Below are 16,684 nucleotides of genomic sequence, written 5' to 3' on the forward strand. Positions count from 1 at the left end.
GATTTCAGGACTCCGACAAGGTGGCACAACCGGTGGTGACAGGCTGGTGCGTGGCAAGATGGTGGATGGCAAACCAGAGCTGACCGGCGGCGATGCCACCGTCATTGAGCGGCAGGGTTTCGCTGGTCAATACCTGCCGGCCGGTCGCTTCGAGTGCGGGCACAAGCTGGTCCATCAGCACCCGGTTTTGAAACACGCCGCCCCCGAGCGCCACCGGATAGCCAGGGAAGCGCTCGGCCAGGGTGATGACCAGATTGCTGATGGCACGGATAAAACCGGCAGCCAGGCTGGCGGTTGAGGTGCCTTTGCTCCGCTCGCCGACAAGGGTATTGAGCAGCGCTGCCCACTCGATCTGCAGTGGCCCCTCTGATGATTGGCTGAGATCAAAGGCGAGGGGGAAGGGCTGTTCATCGGGAGCAAGCTGCAAGGCGGCCGCCTCCAGCAAGAGCCCCGCTTCGCCCTCGTAATCCGGGGTATCGATCACCCCCAAGAGCGCCGCCACCGCATCGAACAGCCGACCGATGGAACTGGTGTAAGGGGCGTTTCGACCCAGCTGCCAGAGCTGGTGCAGATTGTTGATCTGCCCAGCGGGCAGTTGCTTGATCGCCGGAATATCGAGGGCACTGATCTGCTCAGGAGTGTGCGATTCAAACAGCAGCCCCAGCAGCTGGCGCACCGGCTCGCGAATGGCCGCCTCGCCACCGATCAGTTTGAAGGGCTGGAGGTGGGCAACCCGCTCGAAGCCCTGAACGTCTGCCAGCAGCAGCTCGCCGCCCCAGAGGGTGCCGTCATCGCCAAGGCCGGTACCGTCGAAGGCAACCCCCAGCACCGGGCCCCTGATGTCGTGCTCGGCCATCACTGCCAGCAGGTGGGCGTGATGGTGCTGCACCTCGAGATGGGTTGCATTGTGATCGCGGCAATAGCCCTTGGCCCACTGGTGGCTGAGGTAGCCCGGGTGGCGATCCGATACCAGCAGTTCGGGTTTGAGATCGTAGAGATTGCGAAAGGTGGCGAGGGTCTGTTCGAAGTGACCCTGCATCGGCAGGCTGTGCAGATCGCCGATATAGGGGCTGTAGATGCGCTGGCGGCCGAAGGCGAGCGCCAGCTGGTTCTTCTGTTGCGCCCCGACAGCCAAGAGCGGCGCCTTGACTGCCTCTTGCAGGCTGGGGGTGCAGGGGGCATAGCCTCGGGCTAGCCGCAACGTCTGACGCCGCCCGCCTGCCCACTGCACCAGACTGTCGTCGCACGGGTGCAGGATGGGGCGATTGTGATCCAGGATACCGTCAATCTCGCCCCCGAGTCCCCTGACCACCGCCTCGCACTCGATAAGGATCGGGCTGCCGCGACCATTGGCGCTGGTCGCCACCAGCGGCATGGCGCAGGCGTCCAGCAGCAGCTGATGGAGCGGGGTATAGGGGAGCATGACGCCGAGGTAGGGGATGCCGGGAGCGATCCCCTCGGCCAGCGGCGCTGCAGATTGCTGCGATTCTGAGTGCCGATCATCATTTTTGCGCTTGCGCAGCAAGGTGATGGGTCTGGCCTGAGAGGCAAGCAGCTGCCACTCGTCTTCGCTGCCGCTGACATGCAATTTGGCCTCGGCTAGGGAGCCCATCATCACCGCCAGCGGCTTGCGCGCGCGCCGCTTGAGTGTTCGCAATCTGGCAACACTCTGCTCATTGCGGGCATCACACATCAGGTGATAACCCCCCATCCCCTTGACCGCGATAAGCTTGCCTGCTTGCAGGGCGCTTGCTGCGGCCCGCAGGGCATCCTCGCGCTCGGCCAGCGCATCGCCGCGGCCGCTGCGCCAGCTGAGATGGGGCCCGCACTCGGGGCAGCTCACCGGCTGGGCGTGGTAGCGTCTGTCCAGCGGGTCTTCATAGGCTGCCGCGCAGCGCGGGCACATGGCAAAGTCGGCCATGGCGGTGTGGGGGCGGTCGTAGGGGAGGCGGCGGATGATGGTGTAGCGCGGGCCGCAGTGGGTGCAGTTGGTAAAGGGGTATTGGTGGTGGCGATCCGCAGGGTTGGCCACATCCCGGGCGCACGCCTCACACATTCCCTGATCCGGCGAGATGGCGACCGTGGCCGCGCTCTGCTGCTGGCTGGCTTTAATTCGAAATTGGCCATGGAATTGGCTATCGAAGTCGGGATCGTGAGCGAGGGGCAGTTCCCGCTCGCTGAAGTGATCGATGCGGCTTAAGGGAGGCGCCAATTCCCGCAGTTCACGGGCAAAGCTGGCGAGCTGCTCAGGCGATCCTTCGGCGCCAATAGTGACGCCATTGGCGTCGTTCAAGACATAGCCGGCAAGGCCGTGGCGCAGCGCCAGCCCATAGACGAAGGGGCGAAAGCCGACCCCCTGCACTATGCCGTCGATATGAAATTCGCGGCGCAGCCGGTTGGCCACAGGATTGGGAGAGCCAGAGGGGGTTATGGTGGCGCTCATACCGGCTCCATCTCATCTTGAGTGGCTGGCAAACGCAGCACCCGGCGCTCGTTCTCCTCGCGCCGTACCCAGCCATCCATCTCCATGCGCAGGCAGAACGGAATGGCGTATTTGCGCGACAAACCAGTGATCTCCTTGAAGGATGCCATGTCGATCAGATCTCCCACCTGCTGGCCCGCCAGCACGGCGGCGACCATCTGGTTGTAAAGGGCGGCGTCGTAGTAGATGGGGCCATCGAGCTGCACCAGATACTTGAGTCGCGCCAGGTTGCGCAGCTGCTTTTGCAGGGCGCCTTTTTGCAGCAGGCCCTGCTGCAGGGCCGCGGGCAGCTTGCGGGTGATAAAGGGATCCAGTTCAACGCCGCCGGGGCCCAGTTTACCGGGCTCGTACCCCTCTTTGCCTTGATCTCGCACCACCTTGAGCACCAGCTGCGCCTCTTCCCCCAGATCATCTTCCGATTCGCCGCTGCCCGGCTGCCACTTGTCATGGTGCAGGCGAACAAGCTGCTCGCTTTTGAGCTGCTGGAGCAGGGCCTGAGTGACCGGCAGGGCGATGCCGAAGCGGGTCGCCAGCTCGGCGGCGCTGAGCGGTTCGCTGGCCAGGGTGGCCAGCAGCTGGTCGCGGCTCTGGGCCAGCCAGTGGGTGTCCAGCAGCCAGTCACCGAGGGGGGTGACCTGCTTGGGCCGCTGGTCAAAGCGGCTGGCCAGCACATAGCCGTTGAGCCCCAACTGCAGGGTGGCCGGGTTGTAGTGCTCCAAGTCATCCGGCAGCTCGCCCAGCAGGGCGTGCAGTGCCTTGCGTCTGGCGGGGTGGATGTCGCCGCACCAGACGATGCGGGCGCCGTGCAGCAGTTCGCTGCTGCCGTGGCGAATGATGGCGACTGGCTGGCCGAAGAAGCAGGGGATGGGGCTGGCAACGATCAGCCGTGCCAGCCGGGTGTCCTTGATAGGCACGAAACGGGCCCGGCCATGCCAGCTGCCGAGGGCCACTTCGACCTCGCGGTTGCGCTGTTCCCGGATGCTGCCGCCGACCTCGCTGAGTCGCACGATAAGGTGGGTCGCCGCTTCGCACTGGCCAGTTGCGCTGGTCAGGCAGTGACCGCGGGCCACCTCCTTGTGGGGCACTTTTTTCAATCCCACCGCCACCCGGCAGACGGCGCCGATCTCGTCGACGCTCTGGTGATAGGCCTGCAGGGAGCGCACCTGCACTTCCCGATCGGCGGGGTAGAGGCGCAGCTTGTCCCCCACCTTGAGGCTGCCCTGTTGCAGAGTGCCGGTGAGCACGGTACCGGTGCCGTTGGCGGTAAAGACCCTGTCTACATATAGTCGCGGGGCGGCCTGTTCGCGGAGGGCATGATGCTCGGTCATATCCCCCAACTGACGCACGATGGCGGTGTGCAGGGTGGCCAGATTTTCGCCGGTTTTGGCGCTGACGCTGACGATATCGGGCACCATGCCGCTCTCGTCCATCACCCGCTCCAGCAGGCTCTCTTCCAACAGCAAAAGCTCGTCGGGGGAGACCAGATCGCACTTGTTGATGCAGACCAAGAGGCGCGGCACCCCCATCGCCTTGAGCAGGCGCAGGTGATCGCCGGTCATCGGCATCCACCCCTCGTCGGCGGCAATCACCAGCAGCACCAGATCCAGACTCCAGAGCCCCGCCACCATATTGCGGATATAGCGCTCGTGGCCGGGCACGTCGATGACGCCGATGGTGTTGCCCTGACCGTCGTCAAAGTGGGCAAAGCCGAGATCCTGGGTCATGCCGATGGCCTGCTCGTGGGCGCGGGCGGTGGTGATGCCGGTGAGGGCCTTGATAAGCAAGGTCTTGCCGTGATCCACGTGGCCGGCAAGACCGATAACGGCGCGATAGGGGGTCATGGGATCAGGGCTCCTCGGTCGCATTTGTTGCATTGAATGGGGCGGGCAGCAGCAACTCCTTGAGTTGGGCGATCAGCAGTTCCATCTCCGCCTGCAGCAGGGTCGCCATATTGAGTAGCACCTTCTGCTGGCGCACGGTGGCGATGACCGGCACAGGCAGTTCGCGCAGGGCGTCGAGCAGTTGCTGGGCCGGTCTCGGGTCGGTGCATTCAAGCGCAGGTGCCGGGTAGAACTCGTCCGGCAGGGTGCCGCCGCCCACCACCAGCTGGGCGGGGACCGGCACAAAGCAGCCGGGCAGGGCTGCCATCAGCTGGGAGGCTCTCGCCTGCATGGCGGCCGGGTTGCTTAAGACTTGCTGGGCGATACCCTCGCCGATAGGGGATTTGTTGAGCTTGTGAATGAGCAGGCGTTCGAGCAGGGAGTGAATGATGCGGCTTGAGCGGAAGGTGCGCATCATGGGGTGTTTTTCCAGCCGCTTGATGAGATCGGCTCGGCCGCTGATGATGCCCGATTGCGGGCCGCCCAAGAGCTTGTCGCCGGAGTAGCAGACCAGATCCACCCCCGCCTTGATGTACTGGCGCACCGAGGTTTCGTCCGGTGCAAACTCCTCGGTGGTCAAGCCCGAGCCCTGATCCACCGCCAGCACCACCTGCTCGGGCAGGGCGCGGGCCAGCTCGCCGATGTCGGCGGATTCGGTAAAGCCGCGAATGGCGAAATTGGATCTGTGCACCATCAGCACCAGCGCGGTCTGATCGGTGATGGCATCCAGGTAATCCCGGGCTGTGGTGATATTGGTGGTGCCCACCTCCACCAGCTTGGCGCCGGAGAGGGCCAGAATGTCGGGGATGCGAAAGCCGCCGCCAATCTGGATCTGCTCGCCGCGCGAGACGATCACCTCGCGCCCCTTGGCCACCTCCTGCAGCAGCAAGAAGAGCGACGCGGCATTGTTGTTGACCACCAGCGAATCCTCGGCCTGGGTGAGGCAACGGAGCAGGGGAGCGATCAGCCCCTTGCGCCCGCCGCGCTTGCCGGTGGCGAGATCCAGCTCCAGATTGTTGTAGCCGGTGTTGAGGTCGCGCACCTCGTCCCACAGATCGGCACTTAACGGCGAGCGCCCCAGATTGGTGTGCACCAGGGTGCCGGTGGCGTTGATGACCCGGGTCTGACGCTGGCGCAACTGCTGTTGGCAGCGTTTGGCAATCAGCGCCTCGATCTGCTCGGGAGCAACGCCATGCTGGCGAAACGCCTCGCTCTGGCGCAGTTCACTCAGGGTGTCGCGCACCGCCTGGGTCACCAGCGGGCGGCTCAGTTCATCGATAAAACCGGCGAGAAAAGGTTGCTGCAGCAGCTGTTCCACTTGCGGCAAGCGACGCTGATTTGCGGGAGTCGCGGCATAAGAGGCGCTGGGGGCGAGGGAGGATACGTCAGACGGAGTTGGCATGGGATGACCCGGGCTGTGCGTGGGAGTGACATGCACGCCGCCTTGCCGGAGGAAGGCCGCTGCGACGCTGCTTATTGCTGCTTCTCGCCATTCATGAATTAATAAAAAAGGCGAATGGATAAATTAATGTTCGAGCAGATAAATAAGCGTGTCGGAGCGCATTCAGATTATATTGGCAATGCGACAGGCGCCTTGTTAGAACAATATGTGAAACAGTCGCCAACCAGCGTGAAACATAATTGACGGTTTCTCTCCAATATATGAAATTTGGCGGAAGAGGCAGGAATCGAACCTGCCAAAGCCTTCTCGGCTCTCATCGGTTTTGAAGACCGAGGAGGCCACCAGACCCCATCAGCTTCCGCAATGGCCACCATTTTGTGGCAATTTTCTGTGACTGGCAACGCTTTTTTATGTTTAAAAATAGTGAGTTGGCCGATTTTCTGAAAAATGTCCGCGCGTTGATTTATATCAACTTCATGGCAATTAGCCCGATGTTTTTAATTTAACATCGGGCGTTTATATATGCCTTTAGAGGGAGCGCAGACTGCTGCCGTTAACAAGCTGGTAAATAATCGGTGGCCGCATTGGTGATATTCCACTGGGCTAGCTGGTTTATTAACAACTCGCTATCTTTGGCCTCTTCCAGATGATCGTAGAGATAATCCATGGCCTCGTTCACCATCTCGGTCATCGGGAAGGAGAACGCCACGATGGCGGGTTGCACCCCGACAAAGATCACCTCTGGGACAAAGGTCTTGAGCTCGTCGATCAGGAAATTGAGCGGCATATTGTGGGTCGAGAAGATAAACATCTCGGCGATGGTCTCGGGGGGGATCACCTGCAGGGTTCCCGCCTTCTCGCCGATCTCGGCGGCATCCACCAGCACCACCCGCTCCGGTTGCAGCTCCCGCACCTTGTAGACCACATTTTCCGGCGCGATGCCGCCGTCGATATGGATCCAGCCGGGCAGGGGGACGGCCTGCAGCTTGTCGGCGAGATAGGGGCCGGCACCGTCGTCCCCCATCATGGCATTGCCCACGGTCAACACGAGATTGCAGCCCATCAGCGGCTCCTTACCATCAGGTACATATGGGGGTCGTTAAAGAGGGCGGTGAGCTGCTCCATAAAGGTATTGGTCCAGCCCAGCTCCTGCTCATCGAGCACGCCTTCGGCTTTGCGCAGTCGATCGAAGGCGCAGGCCAGCATATGGCAGTGCTCGCGATAGATGGTGATCTCGCCAAAGGTGAGAAACCCCTCCATCTTGCGGCGCGCTTCGCTCCCCTCTGGCAGCTTGGCCACCCAGTCGCGATAACCGATCAGCGAGCAGATCAGGTCTGCTCGCAGGCAATCGACAATGCCGAGGTGGTGGCCGATGGCGAGGCTGTAGTACATCACCTCCCTGGCCTCTTCCGGCACGTCGAACTGCTCGTCGACGAACTTGCGCGAGAGGCGATAGAAAAAAACCTCGTCAGCCATGTACCGCCTCTCCCTTGCCAGCCGCGCGGTTGAGGCAGGCGTTTGCGAGGTTGTTGACGATCTCCGAGAGGCGCGGATCGTCGTGCTGATCGAGGTAGCTCTGGATGCGCAGATCCACATCCTGCTGGGTCGCCCCTTCGAGCAGGGCCATAAACTCGTCGGCGATGATCCGCCCCTGCCGGTAACCGGCCATGCGGCGCGCTTCGCGTTCGATCATCACCCGGATTTCATTGGGGATGCCGGTGTGGCGCAGTTCGACCCGCTCACCCGGTTGCACCTCGTGGCTGGTGGCTTTGAGTTTTTGCTCAAGCAGGCCGAGCGCCACCGCAAAGCCGTAGATGGTGGCGGCAGGAGTAGGCGGGCAGCCGGGGATATAGACATCTACCGGCACGATCTTGTCGGTGCCGCCCCAGACGCAGTAGAGGTCGTGGAAGATGCCGCCGTCACAGCCGCAGGCGCCGTAGGCGATGCAGATCTTGGGAGCGGGCGCCGCCTCGTAGGCGCGCAGGGCGGGTACCCGCATCGCCCGGGTCACCGCGCCGGTAAAGAGCAGGATGTCGGCGTGGCGGGGGGATGCGACCACCTTGATGCCGAAGCGCTCGGCATCAAACAGCGGGGTGATGGTGGCGAAGATCTCGATCTCACAGGCGTTGCAGCCGCCGCAATCGACCCGGTAGACATAGGCCGAGCGGCGAATGTCCTTGAGCAGGGTCTTCTTGAGTTTGGTGATCTCGGGATCCTGTGCCAGCGGCACGGCGCGGGTATGGGCATGGCCGACAACCGGTTCTATGCCTTTGATCTTGCTCATCATATCCACTCCTTTTGTGCGGCCATCGGTGTGGCTATCGGTGTGATCAGGGCCGAGTCAGGCTGGCTCAGCATGCTCTGTTTTCGTTTGCAGTCGGGGCAGTGGTGCAGCCGCTCCGGGGTCGCCAGCGGTGTACCCGCCTGCTTGAGGGTGTCCTCCACCAGCGCCACCAGTTTGCTCGGGGTAAAGTAGGTGCCGCACAGGGTGCAGGGGGCCAGCGCGAAGCGCGCCTCTTCATAGAGATCCGCCTTGTTGGTCACCGCCAGCTCGAACTCGGGGGAGAGGGCGATGGCGCGGGTCGGGCAGACCTCTTCGCAGCGGCCGCAGAAGATGCAGCGCGCCATGGAGATCTCCCAGCGCCGTTCGCCAGTCTCCATGTCCACCTCCATCACCAGAGCATTGGCCGGGCAGGCCTTGGTGCAGGCGGCGCAGGCGATGCACTGATCCGCCTGATATTTGGGTTTGCCGCGAAAATCCCGGTTCACCTCGTAAGGGGCGAAGGGGTACTTGGCGGTCGGGGTGCCAGCCTTGAGGATGGTCTTGAACAGCTTGATCATGATGACCCCTTATTTCAGCGGAGAGTTTTTGCGATCGATGCCGTAGCGCTCGATCTCCTTGTAGGAGACCACGGTGGATTTGCCCTTCTTGGGGTCGACCAGGGTGACCCGGTCGGTACAGGAGTAGCAGGGATCCAGACTGCCGATGATGAGCGGCGCATCCGCCACGGTATTGCCGCGCAGCATGTAGCGCAGGGCAGGCCAGTTGGCGTAGGTGGCGGCGCGGCAGCGCCAGCGGAACAGCTTCTGGTTATCTCCCGTCATGCTCCAGTGGACGTTCTCGCCGCGCGGCGCTTCGGTAAAGCCCAGCGCAAACTTGCCCGGCTGGTAGGTGAAGCCTTCGGTGAGCAGTGGCCCTTCCGGCAGGTGCTCCAGGCCAAACTCAATCATGTCGAGGGAGTCGTAGAGCTCGTGGATGCGCACCAGCACCCGGGATTGCACGTCGCAACCCGCCTTGGTCTGGATCTCCATCGGCAGCTCGCGGTAGCCGGCAAAGTCGTGGACCCGGCGCACGTCGCGCTTGAAGCCGCTCGCCCGCACCATGGGGCCGACGCAGCTGAAATCGCGGGCAATCTGCGGCTCGAGCTTGCCGATACCGATGAGGCGGGAGGAGATGTTGGCGGTATCCAGCAGCATGGCCACCAGGGGTTTGAGCTCATCACGCAGCTCGCGCACCAGCTGGGCACCCTTGATGCGATCTTCCTTGAAGATGTCGCGGCGCACCCCGCCAATCAGGTTGAGGCCGTAGGTCTTGCGGGCGCCGGTCAGCAGCTCGGCCAGGGTCATGGATTTCTCCCGCACCCGGAAGAACTGCATGAAGCCGGTGTCGAAACCGGTGAAGTGGCTCGACAGGCCGATGTTGAGGATATGGCTGTGCAGGCGCTCCACCTCCAGCAGCACGGCGCGGATCATCTTGGCCCGCTCGGGTACCACAATACCCATGGCGTTCTCCACCGAGGTGGTGTAGGCGACGCTGTGGGTAAAGCCGCAGATGCCGCAGACCCGATCGGTCAGAAACGCCACTTCGTTGTAGCCCATGCGGGTTTCCGCCAGTTTTTCCATGCCGCGATGGACATAGAAGAGGCGGTAGTCGGCATCGATGATGTCTTCGCCATCGACGAACAGACGAAAGTGGCCCGGTTCGTCCGAGGTGATGTGCAGCGGGCCGACCGGCACGATGCGGTTGGCATCACTGCCGAGCTCGTTGACGAAGGGGTAAGTCTCGGTGTCGGTGGTGGGCATCGGGCGCTGGCGATAATCCATGGCGTCTTTGCGCAGCGGGTGGATATCCTCCGGCCAGTCGTCCGGCAGTACCAGACGGCGCTCATCCGGCAGACCGATGGCACGCAGGCCGTACATGTCGCGGATCTCCCGCTCGCCCCACACCGCCGCCGGAATGGTCGGGGTGATGGAGGGGTACTCCTGGGTATCGGCATCCACCAGCACCTTGACGGTGATCCAGCACTTGGTGTCGCCCTCCATGGAGAAGACGTGGTAGACGGCGAAGTGGCCGTTGAGGCTGCGCTCGTCATTGGCAAAGGAGAGCGGAAGCCAGCCCCCCAGCTGATGGAAGATCAGGCTGGCCGTCTCGACCAGACTGGTGGGCTTGACGGTGATGGTGGCCTGATCGGCGGTTTGCCACTCCTCGTCGACGATGGCGTGGGGCAGTTGTGCTCGCACCTGCTGGATGTAGTCGCAGCCGATGCGATCCGAAATGGCGATGGTCATGCAGTTCTCACTTTAATGTTCGGGAATGAGCATTCACAAATGATGAAATCGGAAAAAGTTGCTGTGCTGGCGGGCATGATTCAGATCCCGACCAGATAGGCGAGCAGCGCCAGCAGGGCCAGCCCCAACCCGTAGCGGGTGAGCCTGTGGGTGCGCACGAACTGGGTACGGGCCATGGCGTTTTCGATGATGCCTGCCAGTAAAAAGGCCACCAGCAGCTTGCAGGCGAGGATCAGCGCCGCGCCAATCAGCGCAGGCAGACTCCAGTTGGCCGCCTTGCCGAAGGGCAGGAAAATAACCAGAAAGAGCTGCACCACCACCAGTTGCTTGAGGCCGATGGAGAGCTTGAGCAGGGCCAGCCCCGCCCCGGAATACTCGGTGAGCGGCCCTTCTTGCAGCTCCTGCTCGGCTTCGGCGCAGTCAAAGGGCAGCTTGCCCATCTCGACAAACACCGCGAAGGCGCAGGCGGCGCCGGCCAGCAGGGTGGCGATGGGCGCTGCCAGCGGCTGGGTTGCCACATAGCTGCTGATATTGCCCAGATCCGAGCTGCCCACCATCATCGCCATGATGAAGCAGGCGAGCACCAGAATGGGCTCCACCAGAATGCCGAGGGTCAGTTCGCGGCGGGCACCGATCCCTGCAAACATGCTGCCGCTATCCAGACCCGCCAGGGAGAAGAAGAAGCGGAAGATGGCGAACAGATAGATGTCGGTGATGAGATCTCCGGCGATGGGGAAGGGGGACTCATGAGTCAGGGTCGGCAGCGCCATCCCTACCAGCAGCAGGGCGGCAATGAGCAGTGCAGGCATCAGGTTGAAGATGATGCCGGCAGGCTCCGGGGTCACCTCCTGACGGCGCAGGAGCTTGGCGATATCCCGGTAATCCTGCAGCAGGCCCGGCCCCTGACGGGAGTGCATCTTGGCCCGCAGCACCCGGTTGAAACCGGTGGCGAGCGGCGCCAGCGCCAGCATGGCGATGGCCTGGGTCAGGGCGAGGGCAACCATGCCCCAGCTCGGCATTTCAAGAACAGGCATATCAGACTCCTACAGCCATCAGGATAAAGAGCACCAGCACCACGCCATTTATTAAAGAGAGCAGCAGCCTGCCGGTGTTGCTGCTGGCATCACTCACCCCGTGCAGGGCGCTGGCCAGATCGAGCTGCGGCTGCTTGCGATAGAGCGGCGCGCAGAGCTGGCGCAAGGTGTGGGTGACACCGCCAGAGGTGAGGCTCATGCGCTCCTCATAGGCGTAACCACAAGCCCACGGGGTGCCAGCGTGACGACGACCCAGCTTGGGCCCCTTGAAGATGGTCAGTACCAGCAGTGGGATGAGGAACAGCCCCAGCAAGGTGATGGCGATAACGGGCGGGGAGAGGATCGCTTGTGAGCTGTCGAGTGGCAGCAGGGTGGCGCCAGTGGCCACGTTCATTTGGCCGCTTACCAAGGCTTGGCCATAGCTGGCGATATGGGGGGCAATCCAGGGGGCGCCCAGACCCAGCACCAGACAGACCGCGGCCAGTAGCAGGGTGCCTGCCACCATGGCGCCCGGCACTTCGCGGGCGTGGCTCGCGTGTTCGCTGCGCGGTGCGCCGCAGAAGCAGATGCCGTACACCTTGACGAAACACATCACCGCCATGGCGCCGGTCACCGCCAGCATCACTACCGCGAGCGGCGCGACGACGGAGGTGCCGAGCTTGGTCATGGAAAGGAGCGACTGATAGATAAACCACTCGCTGACAAAGCCGTTGAGCGGCGGCAGCGCCGAGATGGCCATGGCACCGATGAGAAACGCCAACGCGGTCCAGGGCATCAGCTTGGCCAGCCCCCCCATCTTGTCCATATCGCGGGTGTGCAGACGGAACATCACAGAGCCGGTGCCCATAAAGAGCAGGCTCTTGAAGATGGCGTGGTTGAGCAGGTGATAGAGGGCGCCGAGCAGCCCCAGCACCACCAGCGCCGGTTGCTGGTTGGCGATGCCGATCATGCCGATCCCCATCCCCATCAGGATGATGCCGATGTTCTCCACCGTGTGGTAGGCGAGCAGCCGCTTGAGATCGTGCTCGGCCAGCGCAAACAGCACCCCGAGCACTGCTGAGCAGGCACCGAAGATCAGCACCACATAGCCCCACCAGAGCTGGCTGGCGCCGAGAAAATCGATGCTGACCCGCAAGATGCCAAAGAGACCAAGCTTGACCATGACGCCGGACATCAGCGCCGAGATATGGGAAGGGGCGACGGGCTCGGCCACCGGCAGCCAGCCGTGCAGCGGCACGAAACCGGCGCGCAGGCCAAAGCCGCAGAAGCTGAGCAGGAACACCAGGGAGGCCAATCCGCCCGCCAGATGGTGCTCGCGCAGCGCAGCGAACTCCAGCGAACCGCTTTCGCGGCAGAGTAGCCAGAAGGCGATCAGCACCAGCGCCATGCCGATATGGTTCATCACCAAGTAAAGCCGGCTCTGTTTGGCAGCTTCCGGATTGGTTTTGACCAGCCAGTAGGTGGTGAGGGTCACCAGCTCGTAGCAGAGCAAGAAACCGAGCGCGTTGTCGGCCAGTACCATGCCCACCATGGCAAAGAGGAAGAGGTTCATCAGCGCACCGATGGCCACATCCCCCTTGCCCTGATATTCGCGGATATAGGCAAAGGAGTAGAGGGCGACGGCGACGCCGACCGTGCTAATCACCAGCAGCATCAGCGCGGAGAGCATGTCGAGGTGAACCGAGCCCAGCAGCCAGAGCTGGCCGTCGACGGTAGTGCCTTGAGCAAAGCTCTGGATGGCGGCGATGAGGCCCGCGAGCGAGCCCAGCAGGGCAAGGCCGCTATTGAGGCGATTGGCCAGTGCGGGCAGCTTTTGCAGTAACAAACCGGCGGCAGCGCCCAGCAAAAAGAGCAGGAGCGTAGCCATAACAAGGGGGGACAACATCAGCACGCTCCCTCTGTGGTGGATAAATCGGATGCAGGGAGCGCCGTGGCAGGCGCCGAGAAGGCAGAGGCCCCTTGCGGGTTGGTGTCGGCTGCTTGCTGGCGACGGATACGCGCGGCGCGTTCGGTGTCGCCGTCATTGACCAGCTTCAGTGCCTGGGAGGGGCAGGCTCCGACACAGGCCGGGCCGTCGGCGCGAAACTCGCACAGGTCACACTTGACCGCGATGCTGCGCACGCCCGGCTCCCAGCTCAGCAGATCCTCGCCAAAGCAGCGCAGGCCGGCGGAGGTGGAGGGGTTGCTGGAGCGGATGGAGCTGGGGATATAGGTGTCGTAACTGGTGGCCATGGCCACCGGACGGCTGCCGCCACTCTGGATGGCACCAAACGGGCAGGCCACGGCGCAGAGGTTGCAGCCGATGCAGAGCGACTCGTTGAGTTGCACGCAATTGCCGGTCTGGCGAATTGCCTCGACCGGGCACACCTTGCTGCAGGGGGCATCGTCACAGTGACGGCACTGAACCGGCATGGTCGCCTGCTCGTGTCGCATAACGGTTAAACGGGGGGCTTGCTGCAAACCTTGCGCCTTGTGTACCTCGCTGCAGGCCGCCATACAGGTGCCACAGCCGATACAAAGCTTGGGGTCAGCGATAACGAAGCGGTTCATAGCCTACCTTGTCGTGTCGCGAACGGAGAAAGTAGGGGCAGGTTGGCAAGATACGGGCCAGAATGGTTTTTACAGACAAATTGGTTTTAAGTCACTGTTTTTAAATTAATAAAAACATTCTCGTGGTTGGATGAAAGGGCTGGTGTGGCTGTCGAACTGTGACGTTCGTCACTTGTGACGAAGCCGCCAAGAGGGTTCGTCACCTTGGAAAACACAGCATGAGTAGGGTGCAAAGAACGAAGTGAATTGCACCGCTCTCCAACATATGTTCGCGGTGCACGGCGCTGCGCTTGTTGCACCCTACGGTGGGATGTCTGTGGGGGTCGCCGTGGTGTGCTCCCTTCTCCCGTCGTGGGAGAAGGGCTGGGGATGAGGGGCCGTAATCGGGGTTAGCAGAAACAAGAGAGGGAGGCCCATGCCTCCCTCTCTATTTGCTGACGTTTTCTATGCCATTAAGAGGCCATCAACCCGCCATCAGATATCCACCTGGGATCCCAGCTCGATGACCCGGTTGGGCGGGATCTCGAACTGATCCGGCGCGCGCAGGGCGTTGCGCTGCAGCAGCATGAAGAGCTTGCCGCGCAGGTAGAGATACCAGGGGCGCTCTTTCATGATCAGCGACTCGTGAGCCATGAAGAAGGAGGTCTCCATCATCCGGCAGCTCAGCCCCTCGGCGTTGCAGCGGTGGAAGATCTCCTCCACGTTGGGGGTCTCGCGCCAGCCGTAGCTTGCCACCACCCGCCAGAAGGTGGGGGAGAGCTGCTCGATGCAGACCCGGCGCACGTTGTGAACGTAGGGCACCTCTTCCACCCGCAGGGTGAGCAGTATGATCCGCTCGTGCAGCACCTTGTTGTGCTTGAGGTTGTGCAGGAGCGCATGGGGGATCACGTTGACCACCCGCGACATATAGACCGCCGTGCCGGCCACCCGGGTCGGCGGGGATTTTTCCAGCGAGGCGATCATCGGCTCCAGCGAGTTGCCGTGCTCGTTGAGGCGGCGAATAAGCTGAAAGCGCTCGCTCTTCCAGCTGGTCATCACGGTGAACATCACCGCCCCCAGGGTGAGCGGCAGCCAGCCGCCGGAGAAGATCTTGGCGAGGTTGGCGGCAAACAGCGGCACGTCGATGGCCAGCAGCGCGACAAACAGGGCGGCCACCAGGTACTTGTTCCAGTGCCAGCTGTGGCGTGCCACCGAGCAGGAGAGGATGGAGGTGAGCACCATGGTGCCGGTGACGGCGATGCCGTAGGCCGCCGCCAGATTGCTGGAGTGCTCGAAGCTCATGATGACGATCACCACCGAGATATAGAGCATCCAGTTGATGACCGGGATATAGATCTGGCCGGACTCCTGCTCGGAGGTGTGCACGATGCGGATGGGTGAGAGATAACCGAGCCGCACCGCCTGCCGGGTGAGGGAGAAGACCCCGGAGATCACGGCCTGCGAGGCGATCACCGTGGCCAGGGTCGCCAGCAGCAGCAGCGGCAGCAGCGCCCATTTCGGTGCGAGCAGGAAGAAGGGGTTGGTGATGGCTTCGGGATGGGCCAGCAGCAGCGCCCCCTGGCCGAAGTAGTTGAGCACCAGAGAGGGCAACACCACCATAAACCAGGCGCGCCGGATCGGGCTCTTGCCAAAATGGCCCATGTCGGCGTAGAGCGCCTCTACCCCTGTGATGGCCAGCACCACGGCGCCGAGGGCAAAGAAGGAGGCGGTCTGGTACTTGGCAAAGAAGCGCAGCGCCCAGACGGGGTTGAGCGCCCCCAGCACCTCGGGATGCTGGAAGATGCTGTTCAGACCCAGCACCGCCAGGGTGATGAACCAGGTGAGCATGATGGGGGCGAACAGCTTGCCCACGGTGGCGGTGCCGTGTTTCTGGATGGCGAACAGCAGGGTCAGCACCAGCACCGAGAGCGGCACTATATAGGGGTCGAGGGAGGGGGCTGCGATGTTCAAGCCCTCGATGGCCGACATCACCGACATGGCCGGTGTGATCACCACCTCGCCATAGAAGAAGCTGCCGCCAATCAGCCCCAGGATGATCAGCAAGGGGGTCCACTTGGCCGGGGTGTTGCGGGTGGCCAGCGACATCAGGGTGAGGATGCCCCCTTCGCCGGCGTTGTCGGCCCGCATCACGAAGGAGAGGTACTTGACCGAGACCACCAGGATCAGCAGCCAGAAGATCAGTGAAAGAAAGCCCAGGATGGAGGCGGGCTCTACCCCGAAACCGAACTGGCCGGAGAGGCACTCGCGCAGGGTATAGAGCGGGCTGGTGCCGATGTCGCCATAGACCACGCCGATCGCCGCCAGCGTAACGCCGGACAGGGCTTGTTTGTGATTACCGTTCATGAAGTTGTCTGTCAGTTTGATGGTGACGATTGGCCAGCACGGGCCGCCCCCGTCTATCGGGCGTGCGGCAGGTGCCGCAGGAACGCATTAATGGATTGCGATGGGAAAGGGAGCTAACTGGATATAAAGAGGCTCATCATGGGACACAGTCTGTTCATCTGCCGTTAAGGGTATAATGACACACCCGTCGTGGGTTTATGCTCAGGTATAAATAATCAAAAAGGGGTGGCTAACGAAATTATTAATTGGCCAGCGATTGAAATACCCCGCCCAGACCCTGGCAAGTGATTGTTTTAGCTGGCTATCCATTTTTGCCAGCGTTTTGCATCAAGTTGGCTAAGAAATAAACGATAAAATGCTGACCAATAAAGAGGAGCTCTGGCAGTAAAAGATAGGGGGTAAGGCTGCGATGGAGTCTTTATTT

The 16,684-nt window shown here is 62.3% G+C and carries 12 protein-coding genes and 1 tRNA gene; all 13 read right to left on the reverse strand.

The features are described 5' to 3' along the window. Positions 1–4 precede the first annotated feature (4 nt). The 13 genes from hypF to kup all read right to left on the reverse strand — a co-directional run bounded on the left by hypF (position 5) and on the right by kup (position 16,260). Positions 5–2,443: a carbamoyltransferase HypF gene (gene hypF / locus ACB032_RS04365; protein ID WP_371137438.1), complete on the reverse strand. Its 2,439-nt coding sequence runs from the start codon at positions 2,441–2,443 to the stop codon at positions 5–7. Further along, complete coding sequence (gene selB / locus ACB032_RS04370; protein WP_371137439.1) at positions 2,440–4,323, reverse strand: selenocysteine-specific translation elongation factor; 1,884 nt, start codon at positions 4,321–4,323, stop codon at positions 2,440–2,442. The genes hypF and selB overlap by 4 nt, the downstream gene beginning before the upstream one ends. Positions 4,324–4,327: 4 nt before the next feature. After that, positions 4,328–5,764 carry an L-seryl-tRNA(Sec) selenium transferase gene (selA, locus tag ACB032_RS04375; protein ID WP_371137440.1) on the reverse strand — a complete coding sequence of 479 codons (1,437 nt, stop codon included), beginning with the start codon at positions 5,762–5,764 and terminating at the stop codon, positions 4,328–4,330. Positions 5,765–6,032: 268 nt separating this feature from the next. Then, positions 6,033–6,124: transfer RNA gene (locus tag ACB032_RS04380), tRNA-Sec, on the reverse strand. Positions 6,125–6,317: 193 nt separating this feature from the next. Beyond that, positions 6,318–6,827, reverse strand: a complete 510-nt coding sequence (hycI, locus tag ACB032_RS04385) for a hydrogenase maturation peptidase HycI (RefSeq protein ID WP_371137441.1) — start codon at positions 6,825–6,827, stop codon at positions 6,318–6,320. Further along, positions 6,827–7,240 (reverse strand): formate hydrogenlyase maturation HycH family protein, encoded by a 414-nt coding sequence (locus ACB032_RS04390; RefSeq protein ID WP_371137442.1) that lies wholly within the window; start codon positions 7,238–7,240, stop codon positions 6,827–6,829. The genes hycI and ACB032_RS04390 overlap by 1 nt, the downstream gene beginning before the upstream one ends. Beyond that, complete coding sequence (locus tag ACB032_RS04395) at positions 7,233–8,048, reverse strand: NADH-quinone oxidoreductase subunit B family protein (RefSeq protein WP_371137443.1); 816 nt, start codon at positions 8,046–8,048, stop codon at positions 7,233–7,235. Before ACB032_RS04395 ends, ACB032_RS04390 begins: the two co-directional genes overlap by 8 nt. Continuing rightward, positions 8,048–8,605, reverse strand: coding sequence for a formate hydrogenlyase complex iron-sulfur subunit (locus ACB032_RS04400; RefSeq protein ID WP_371137444.1), 558 nt, complete (start codon positions 8,603–8,605; stop codon positions 8,048–8,050). Before ACB032_RS04400 ends, ACB032_RS04395 begins: the two co-directional genes overlap by 1 nt. Before the next feature lie 9 nt (positions 8,606–8,614). Next, positions 8,615–10,333, reverse strand: coding sequence for an NADH-quinone oxidoreductase subunit C (locus tag ACB032_RS04405; RefSeq protein WP_049047265.1), 1,719 nt, complete (start codon positions 10,331–10,333; stop codon positions 8,615–8,617). An 80-nt stretch (positions 10,334–10,413) separates the two neighbouring features. After that, complete coding sequence (locus ACB032_RS04410; protein WP_190284188.1) at positions 10,414–11,367, reverse strand: respiratory chain complex I subunit 1 family protein; 954 nt, start codon at positions 11,365–11,367, stop codon at positions 10,414–10,416. Between the two features lies 1 nt (position 11,368). After that, complete coding sequence (gene hyfB, locus ACB032_RS04415; protein WP_371137445.1) at positions 11,369–13,252, reverse strand: hydrogenase 4 subunit B; 1,884 nt, start codon at positions 13,250–13,252, stop codon at positions 11,369–11,371. Beyond that, positions 13,252–13,917: a 4Fe-4S dicluster domain-containing protein gene (locus ACB032_RS04420; protein WP_371137446.1), complete on the reverse strand. Its 666-nt coding sequence runs from the start codon at positions 13,915–13,917 to the stop codon at positions 13,252–13,254. Before ACB032_RS04420 ends, hyfB begins: the two co-directional genes overlap by 1 nt. Positions 13,918–14,391: 474 nt before the next feature. Further along, a complete protein-coding gene (gene kup, locus ACB032_RS04425) occupies positions 14,392–16,260 on the reverse strand; it encodes a low affinity potassium transporter Kup (RefSeq protein WP_011706326.1) in 1,869 nt (622 codons plus the stop codon). Positions 16,261–16,684: the final 424 nt, after the last annotated feature.

This window comes from Aeromonas sp. S5(2024) (assembly GCF_041403025.1).
Classification (GTDB): Bacteria; Pseudomonadota; Gammaproteobacteria; order Enterobacterales; family Aeromonadaceae; genus Aeromonas; species Aeromonas hydrophila.

Coding starts and splice junctions, on each gene's coding strand:
- kup (WP_011706326.1), bottom strand. CDS start 16,260: ATGAACGGTAATCACAAACAAGCCCTGTCCGGCGTTACGCTGGCGGCG.
- selB (WP_371137439.1), bottom strand. CDS start 4,323: ATGACCCCCTATCGCGCCGTTATCGGTCTTGCCGGCCACGTGGATCAC.
- ACB032_RS04405 (WP_049047265.1), bottom strand. CDS start 10,333: ATGACCATCGCCATTTCGGATCGCATCGGCTGCGACTACATCCAGCAG.
- ACB032_RS04400 (WP_371137444.1), bottom strand. CDS start 8,605: ATGATCAAGCTGTTCAAGACCATCCTCAAGGCTGGCACCCCGACCGCC.
- selA (WP_371137440.1), bottom strand. CDS start 5,764: ATGCCAACTCCGTCTGACGTATCCTCCCTCGCCCCCAGCGCCTCTTAT.
- ACB032_RS04395 (WP_371137443.1), bottom strand. CDS start 8,048: ATGAGCAAGATCAAAGGCATAGAACCGGTTGTCGGCCATGCCCATACC.
- hyfB (WP_371137445.1), bottom strand. CDS start 13,252: ATGTTGTCCCCCCTTGTTATGGCTACGCTCCTGCTCTTTTTGCTGGGC.
- ACB032_RS04410 (WP_190284188.1), bottom strand. CDS start 11,367: ATGCCTGTTCTTGAAATGCCGAGCTGGGGCATGGTTGCCCTCGCCCTG.
- ACB032_RS04390 (WP_371137442.1), bottom strand. CDS start 7,240: ATGGCTGACGAGGTTTTTTTCTATCGCCTCTCGCGCAAGTTCGTCGAC.
- ACB032_RS04420 (WP_371137446.1), bottom strand. CDS start 13,917: ATGAACCGCTTCGTTATCGCTGACCCCAAGCTTTGTATCGGCTGTGGC.
- hypF (WP_371137438.1), bottom strand. CDS start 2,443: ATGAGCGCCACCATAACCCCCTCTGGCTCTCCCAATCCTGTGGCCAAC.
- hycI (WP_371137441.1), bottom strand. CDS start 6,827: ATGGGCTGCAATCTCGTGTTGACCGTGGGCAATGCCATGATGGGGGAC.